General features: G+C 73.3%; 5 protein-coding genes. All 5 read left to right on the top strand.

Annotated features, from left to right (window positions below; translation table 11 throughout):
• The coding region (locus AB0B57_RS31665; protein ID WP_357078141.1) for a glycosyltransferase family 4 protein at positions 1–1012 on the top strand (1012 nt) is incomplete at its 5' end.
• A gap of 83 nt (positions 1013–1095) precedes the next feature.
• Positions 1096–2994: a serine/threonine-protein kinase gene (locus AB0B57_RS31660; RefSeq protein ID WP_357078137.1), complete on the top strand. Its 1899-nt coding sequence runs from the start codon at positions 1096–1098 to the stop codon at positions 2992–2994.
• Between the two features lie 119 nt (positions 2995–3113).
• The gene (locus tag AB0B57_RS31655) at positions 3114–4748 is read left to right on the top strand and encodes a protein kinase (protein ID WP_357078134.1); all 1635 of its coding nucleotides are present in this window, start codon (positions 3114–3116) and stop codon (positions 4746–4748) included.
• Positions 4749–4850: 102 nt separating this feature from the next.
• Entirely contained in the window at positions 4851–5660 is an 810-nt protein-coding gene (locus AB0B57_RS31650) for a metal-dependent hydrolase (protein WP_357078131.1), read from the top strand.
• Positions 5657–6565, top strand: a complete 909-nt coding sequence (locus AB0B57_RS31645; RefSeq protein WP_357078128.1) for an amidohydrolase family protein — start codon at positions 5657–5659, stop codon at positions 6563–6565. Before AB0B57_RS31650 ends, AB0B57_RS31645 begins: the two co-directional genes overlap by 4 nt.
• Positions 6566–7025: the final 460 nt, after the last annotated feature.

The raw sequence follows: 7025 nt of genomic DNA, 5'->3' as shown, positions 1-7025 counted from the left end.
CCAGGCCGGCGCCTACGACGTCATCCACGCCCACGACTGGCTCGTCGCCCACACCGCGATGACGTTGCGCGACCACCTGGACCTGCCCCTGGTCACCACCATGCACGCCACCGAGGCGGGGCGGCACCAGGGCTGGCTGCCGGAGGAGATGAACCGCACCATCCACGGCGTCGAGCAGTGGCTCAGCAGCGAGTCCAGCCGGGTGATCGTCTGCTCCGGCTACATGCGTGAGCAGGTGAAGGCCCTGTTCGACATCCCGGCCACCCAGGTCGACGTGGTGCCCAACGGGGTCGACGGCCGGGCCTGGCGGGCCCGTCCACGCGCGGTCGCGTCGGCCCGGGCACGGTTCGCCGGGGACGGCCCGTTGGTGGGGTACGCCGGGCGGCTGGTCTACGAGAAGGGCGTCCAGCACCTGGTGCACGCGGTGCCCCGACTGCGCGAGCGGCACCCGGGGCTGCGCGTGGTGATCGCTGGCGACGGCCCGTACCGCGCCGAGTTGGAGGCCCAGGCCCGCCGGCTGGCGCTGTCCTCGACCGTCCGGTTCACCGGCTTCCTCGATGCCACCCAGCTGCCGGCGATGCTCGGCGCCACCGACGCGACAGTGGTGCCCAGCCTCTACGAGCCGTTCGGCATGGTGGCGTTGGAGGCGGCAGCCGCCGGGGCGCCGCTCGCCGTGGCCCGCACCGGCGGCCTCGCCGAGATCGTGGAGTCCGGCGTGACCGGAGTGACGTTCCCCCACAGCGACCCGGACGCGCTCGCCGGTGCCGTCGGTCAACTGCTCGACGACGAGATCTTCGCCCGGAGGGTGGCGCGCCGGGCCCGCACCATGGTCGGCGAACAGTACGGGTGGACCACGATCGCGGCCCGCACCGCCGCCAGCTACACCGCTGCCCGTCGGGAGCACGGCCCGCTACAGGCCCGCCGCGCCACGGCCCGACTGGCTGGTGGACGTGCCCGGATCGCCATCCCGGAGGGAAATCTGCTGGCGCGCGTGGACCACGCCGCGTGCTGAGCCAAGTCGGACTACCGATAGGTGACTCCCGATCCGCTGGTTAGGGTGTAGCCCGGACAGCGGCTGAGGAGGAGCGTGCGCAGGTGCTGATCGCCGGTCGGTACCGGCTGCTCGACCTGGTGGGTCGCGGGGGCATGGGTCGGGTGTGGCTGGCCCGCGACGAGATGCTGCACCGCGAGGTCGCCGTCAAGGAGATCGTGCCGCCGACGTGGCTGGCCGACCACGAGCGCGCCGAGGCGCGCTCGCGCACCCTGCGGGAGGCCCGTGCCGCGGCCCGGCTCAACCACCCCGCCGTGGTCCGGCTCTACGACGTCATCTCGGTCGACGACAACCCGTGGCTCGTGATGGAGTACGTCCCGTCCCGCACACTCCAGGACCTGGTGGACGCCGAGGGGCCACTGGAGCCGGCCCACGCCGCCCGGATCGGCCTCGCCATCCTCGACGCGCTGCACGCCGCGCACACCGCCGGGGTGCTGCACCGCGACATCAAGCCACAGAACGTGCTCGTGGCGCACGACGGTCGGGTGATGCTCACCGACTTCGGGCTGGCCACCTTCGACGGCGGCGACGGGGTGACGACCCGCCCCGGCATGGTCCTCGGCTCCCCGCAGTACGTGGCGCCGGAGCGGGCCGCCGAGGGGGCGTCCACTGTCGCCGCCGACCTGTGGTCCCTCGGGGCGACCCTGCACGCCGCCGTGGAGGGCCGTTCCCCGTACGCCCGCAGCACCGCGATGGCCACCCTGAGCGCACTGGCCGCCGGCCCGCCGGACCCGGCCCCGCACGCCGGGTCGCTCGCGCCGGTGCTCGCCGGGCTGCTGCGCCGCGACCCGCGCCACCGCCTCGACCACGCCGCGGCCCGCCGGTTGCTGCTCCGGGCCGCGGCCGGCCACACCGACCCGTCCCCGACATCGGGGTCAGCGTCGCCGCCGAGGTCGTCGCCCGGCTCGTCCTCGGGGTCACCGTCCGCGTCCGGGTCCGCGTCAGTGTCCCGGTCGTCGCCGGGGTCGTCCTCGCGGCCAGCGTCAGCGTCCGGGTCATCGTCGGCGTCGGCGTCCGGGGCGGGGTCGGCGTCGGCGTCCGGGGCGGGGTCGGCGTCGGCGTCCGGGGCGGGGTCGGCGGGTCGGCTCGATCCGGCGCCGGGCGACCCGCCCGCCGGGGCCGACGAACTGGCCGGTCAGGAGCCGACCATCCCGCTTCCCCCGCCCGGTCAGGCCAACGGACCGGGCGATGCGGTTCCGGTGCCCGACGAACCGAAGGGGCGGCGCACGACACGGCGGGCCGCGCTGGTCGCCGTGTCACTACTCGTGGCCGCGGCCGCCGGCGTCGGCACCACCCTGGCCGTGACCGCCGACCGACCCGCCGACACCGCCCGGACCTCCGACCCACCGCCGTACGCACCGCCGGGCGGCGGCGGCCCGGACGGCCCCGGCCCTGGCCCCGAGCGGCGCCGACCGCCACCGGGCGGGCCCGGCGTGCCCCCGCCACCGTTCGACTGCGTCCGCCCGGACATCGGCGGTGCCCCGGTGCCGGCCCGCGCGCCGGCCCCCGGCGAACGGTTCCGGCCGCCGTCCGGCTGGATCTGGCACGCCGACACCGCCGGCTTCCGGGTCTCCGTGCCGGCAACCTGGTACTACTCGCGCGACGGGGTGACGGCCTGTTTCCAGGACCCGGCGACCGGCCGGGCGTTCAGCGTCGCCGCGGGCGGCGCCACCGATCCGCTGGTCGGGCTGCGGCAGGTCCGCGACGCGGCGGCCGGAGCCGGGGCACTACCCGAGTACGACGAGATCCGACTCGCCGCGCGCGACGGCGGTGCGGAGTGGGAGTGCCGCTGGCGGGCACCGGACGGGCCACTGCTGCACGCCCGACAACTCGTCGTCGGCGCCGCACCCTGGACACTGGGTTGGATCACCGCCGAGGAAGACTGGGCGGCGGCCGACGCCGACTGGGCGGTGGTGCGAAAGAGTTTCCGACCACCCCGCTGACCTGCACCGTACGGCCATGATCCGGACCACCGTCCGGCGTGGATCGAGGCCGCTCAGCGGATGAGAACACCGAGATCGGTGGCTATCGTGTAACCCGGGGTGACCAAGGGGGAGCGACCGTGCATCAGTTGCTGATCGCGGGTCGGTACCGGCTGCTCGACCTGGTCGGCACCGGCGGGATGGGTCGGGTGTGGCTTGCTCGCGACGAGATGCTGCACCGCGACGTCGCGGTGAAGGAGGTCGTGCCGCCGTCCTGGCTGGCCGAGGCCGAACGCGAGGAGTTGCGGCTGCGGACCCTGCGCGAGGCACGCACCGCCGCCCGGCTCAATCACCCGAATGTGGTCCGCATCTACGACGTGGTGCACGACCGGGAGAGCCCGTGGATCGTGATGGAGTACGTGCCGTCCCGATCGGTGCAGCAGATCATCAGTGCCGACGGGCCGCTGAGCCCGCAGCGCACCGCCCGGATCGGGCTGGCGGTGCTCGCCGCGCTGCGGGCCGCGCACGCCGCCGGGGTGCTGCACCGCGACGTGAAGCCGCACAACGTGCTGGTCGCCGACGACGGGCGGGTGGTGCTCACCGACTTCGGGCTGGCCACCTTCGACGGTGGTGAGGGTGCGATGACCGGCCCGGGCACCGTGCTCGGTTCGCCGCAGTTCGTCGCGCCGGAGCGGGCCCGCGAAGGGGTGTCGGATCCGCGTACCGATCTGTGGTCGCTGGGCGCGACGCTCTACGCGACGGTCGAGGGGCAGTCCCCGTACGCCCGGTCGAGTGCCATGGCCACGCTCAGCGCACTGGCCACCGACCCACCGGACCCGATGCGCCGCGCCGGCCCGATGCGCCCCGCGCTCACCGGCCTGCTGCAACGCGACCCCTGGCGGCGGTTGACCGCCACCGAGGTGGAGCCACTGTTACGCGCTGTCGCGGCGGACCCCGACCAGCCCGTCGCGCCGGAGCGGTCCTCGGCGGTGGCCGCGGTACGCAGCGCGAGCCGGGCCGTCCGGCCCGACCCGGTCGAGCCGCAGGCCCCGCCCGACGAACCGCCGACGCCGGCCCGCCCGACGGGCAACCGGCCCGGCAGACGGCGTCGTCTGATCGTTCTGGGCGGAGCGACAACCGCCCTCCTCGTCGCCGCGGGTGTGACGTTGACACTTGCCGGCCGCCACGTCGAGCGGACACCACCGTCCGGCTCCGGAGGCGGCACGCCGACCTCCCGGCCGGCCGCGTTCTCCTGCGCGGCACCACCGCCACCGCCGTCGACGGCCACGCCGGTGGCCTCGGTGTCGCGCCCGGCCGACGCGCCCTACCGGCTGCGCGACGGCTGGACCTGGCACGTCGACCCGACCGGGTTCCGGATCGCCGTGCCGGTGGGCTGGACACGCTGGACCGAGGGGGCGGTGACCTGTTTCCGGGAGCACGACGGCGCCCGGGTGCTCAGTGTCGAGGCGGGGCCCGTGCGGGCCGACCCGGTGGCGTACTGGAAGGCCGAGGAGACGCGGCTCACCACCGGCGAGGCGCTGCTGACCGGCTACCGCAGGGTGGACATCTCCGCGATGGACATCTTCGAGGGCGGCGCGGTCTGGGAGTGCGGCTGGGTGAACGCCGCCGGTGACGAGCTGCACAGCTTCCGGTTGCTGGCCAACACCTCGGCCGACCGTTCCTACACCGTCTCGTGGTTGACAAAAGAGTTCGACTGGCAGGTCAACGCGGCATACTTGCCGATGATCCGGCAGAGCTTCAGCCCCGCGGCGTGATCCCGTCCGATGTGGACCTTCCGGGTGATGCCCCTGCGGCGCCGACGCTGACTACAGTGGCGTAGTTTTGGCGCTCAAGATCCCTGGGGAGGGTGAGCCGAGATGATGGGACCGCAACACGCGCTGTCCGGCGCGGCGGCGTGGTTGGCCGGGTCCTGGGCACTGGACCAGTTCGCCGACTACCACCAGTCGCCGCTCGCGTTGGCGGTGGGCACCGCGGTGTGCGCCGGCGGCGCCCTCTTTCCCGACCTCGACATGTCGGGCAAGGTGACCAAGAACCAGGGTGGGGCCACGGTGGCTCGCACCTTCGGCGTCTTCTCGCTCTTCGCCGCCGAGGTGATGGAGAAGATCTCACTCGGGGTCTACTACGCCACGAAGCTCAGCAGGGACCCGCGCCGCAACAACGGGCACCGGACACTGACCCACACCCTGCCGTTCACCGTGCTGGTCGGCTGGGGCACCACCGCGCTCTGTGCCGCGTACGGCAAGTGGGCGGTGATCACCATCCTGTTCTTCATGTTCGGCCTCGCCCTGCGCGGGCTGTTCGACGAGTGGGCCGAGCGGGCCGGCTGGGTGATCATCACGCTGGCGTCGGCCGGGGCCGCCTGGTTCACCTTCGCCAACCTTCCGGGTGGGCGCGGCTATCCGCTGATCGGCACCGCCCTGGGGGTGGGCTGCTTCGTGCACATCCTCGGCGACATGATCACCCGAGCCGGTGTGCCGATCCTCTGGCCGATCCCGATCAAACGACGCATGTGGATGATGATCGGCCTGCCGAACCGCATCGCCCTGCGGGTCGGCAGCAAGGCCGAGGTGGTCGGCATGCGCATCGCGCTGACCGTCGTCTCGGCGCTGGCCACCGTCGGCCTGATCGCGCCCTCGGTGCTGAGCCGGTTCGACATCGAGATGTGACTGGTCCGGCGCTCGGGTCACCGCCGACGGCCGACGACCGGGTGCCGGCGTTCTGGCACGCGCTGGGGCTGCCCGGCCTGGCCGACGTACACGTGCACTTCCTACCACCACGGCTGATGCGCCGGGTGTGGGCGTACTTCGACGCGCCCGGGCCGCTGGTCGGCACCGAGTGGCCGATCCGGTACCGGTGGAGCGATGCCGACCGGGTCGCGCACCTGCGCCGCCTCGGGGTACGGGCGTTCAGCGCCCTCGCGTACGCGCACCGGCCGGGCATGGCGGCCGACCTCAACCGCTGGACGCTGGAGTTCGCCCGCGACACCCCGGGTTGCCTGCCCTCGGCCACGTTCTTCCCCGAACCGGACGCCCCCGGATACGTCGCGGCGGCACTGGCCGGCGGGGCCCGGGTGTTCAAGGTGCACGTGCAGGTCGGTGGTTTCGCGCCGACCGACCCGGCGTTGGACCAGGTGTGGGGGATGCTGTCCGACGCGGATGTGCCGGTGGTCGTACACGCCGGGCACGCCCCGGTGGGAACGGCACACACCGGCCCCGACTCGTTCGCCGCCCTGCTCGCCCGGCACCCTCGCCTGCCCGCGGTGGTGGCGCACCTCGGCGCACCGGACTATCGGGAGTTCATGGACCTCGCCGAGGCGTACGAGCGGGTCCGCCTGGACACCACGATGGCGTTCACCCCGTTCCTGGACCAGTTCGTCCCCTTCCCCCGCGACGAGTTGCCCCGGCTGCGCGAGTTGGGGTTGGCCGGCAAAGTGCTGCTCGGCAGCGACTTCCCGAACATCCCACACCCGTACGCCGACCAACTGACCGGGTTGGCCCGACTGGACCTCGGCGACGACTGGCTGCGCGCGGTCTGCTGGGACAACGCCGCCGAGCTGTTCGACCTGACCTGACCGGGGCGTCCCGCCCCACTCCGCCGCGCCCTCGCACCCCCGCGCACGGCAGGACGAGCGCAAGCCCAGCGTGGCGGGCCCAGCGCGCAAGATCCGCGCAACAGGGATGTTGCTGCCCCCAGCCCAGCCCAGCCCAGCCCAGCCCTCAAGATCGTGCTCGATCCTCGTTGTCAACACCGTTGCGTTAGGGCTGTAGCCGGCGGGTCAACCCGGGACAGGAAGTGCCCGATCGGGGAGCGGGTTGGCCCCGGCTTGGCGATCATGGAGTTGTGGTGCCGACTTTGGGGGTTTTACGGGCGTTCTGTTACCCACCACAACTCCATGATCGGCGAGGCAAGTGCTGGTTGACGAACAGCCATTCCACCTAACGCAACGGCGTTGACAACCAGGATCGAGCGCGATCTTGAGTAGGGCTCCTCCGGGACGCACGCGGAAGCGCTCGGCACGCTGCGGGCACGAC

The organism is Micromonospora sp. NPDC049101 (genome assembly GCF_040648675.1).
Classification (GTDB): domain Bacteria; phylum Actinomycetota; class Actinomycetes; order Mycobacteriales; family Micromonosporaceae; genus Micromonospora.
This window is presented reverse-complemented; position numbering and strand designations above follow the sequence as displayed.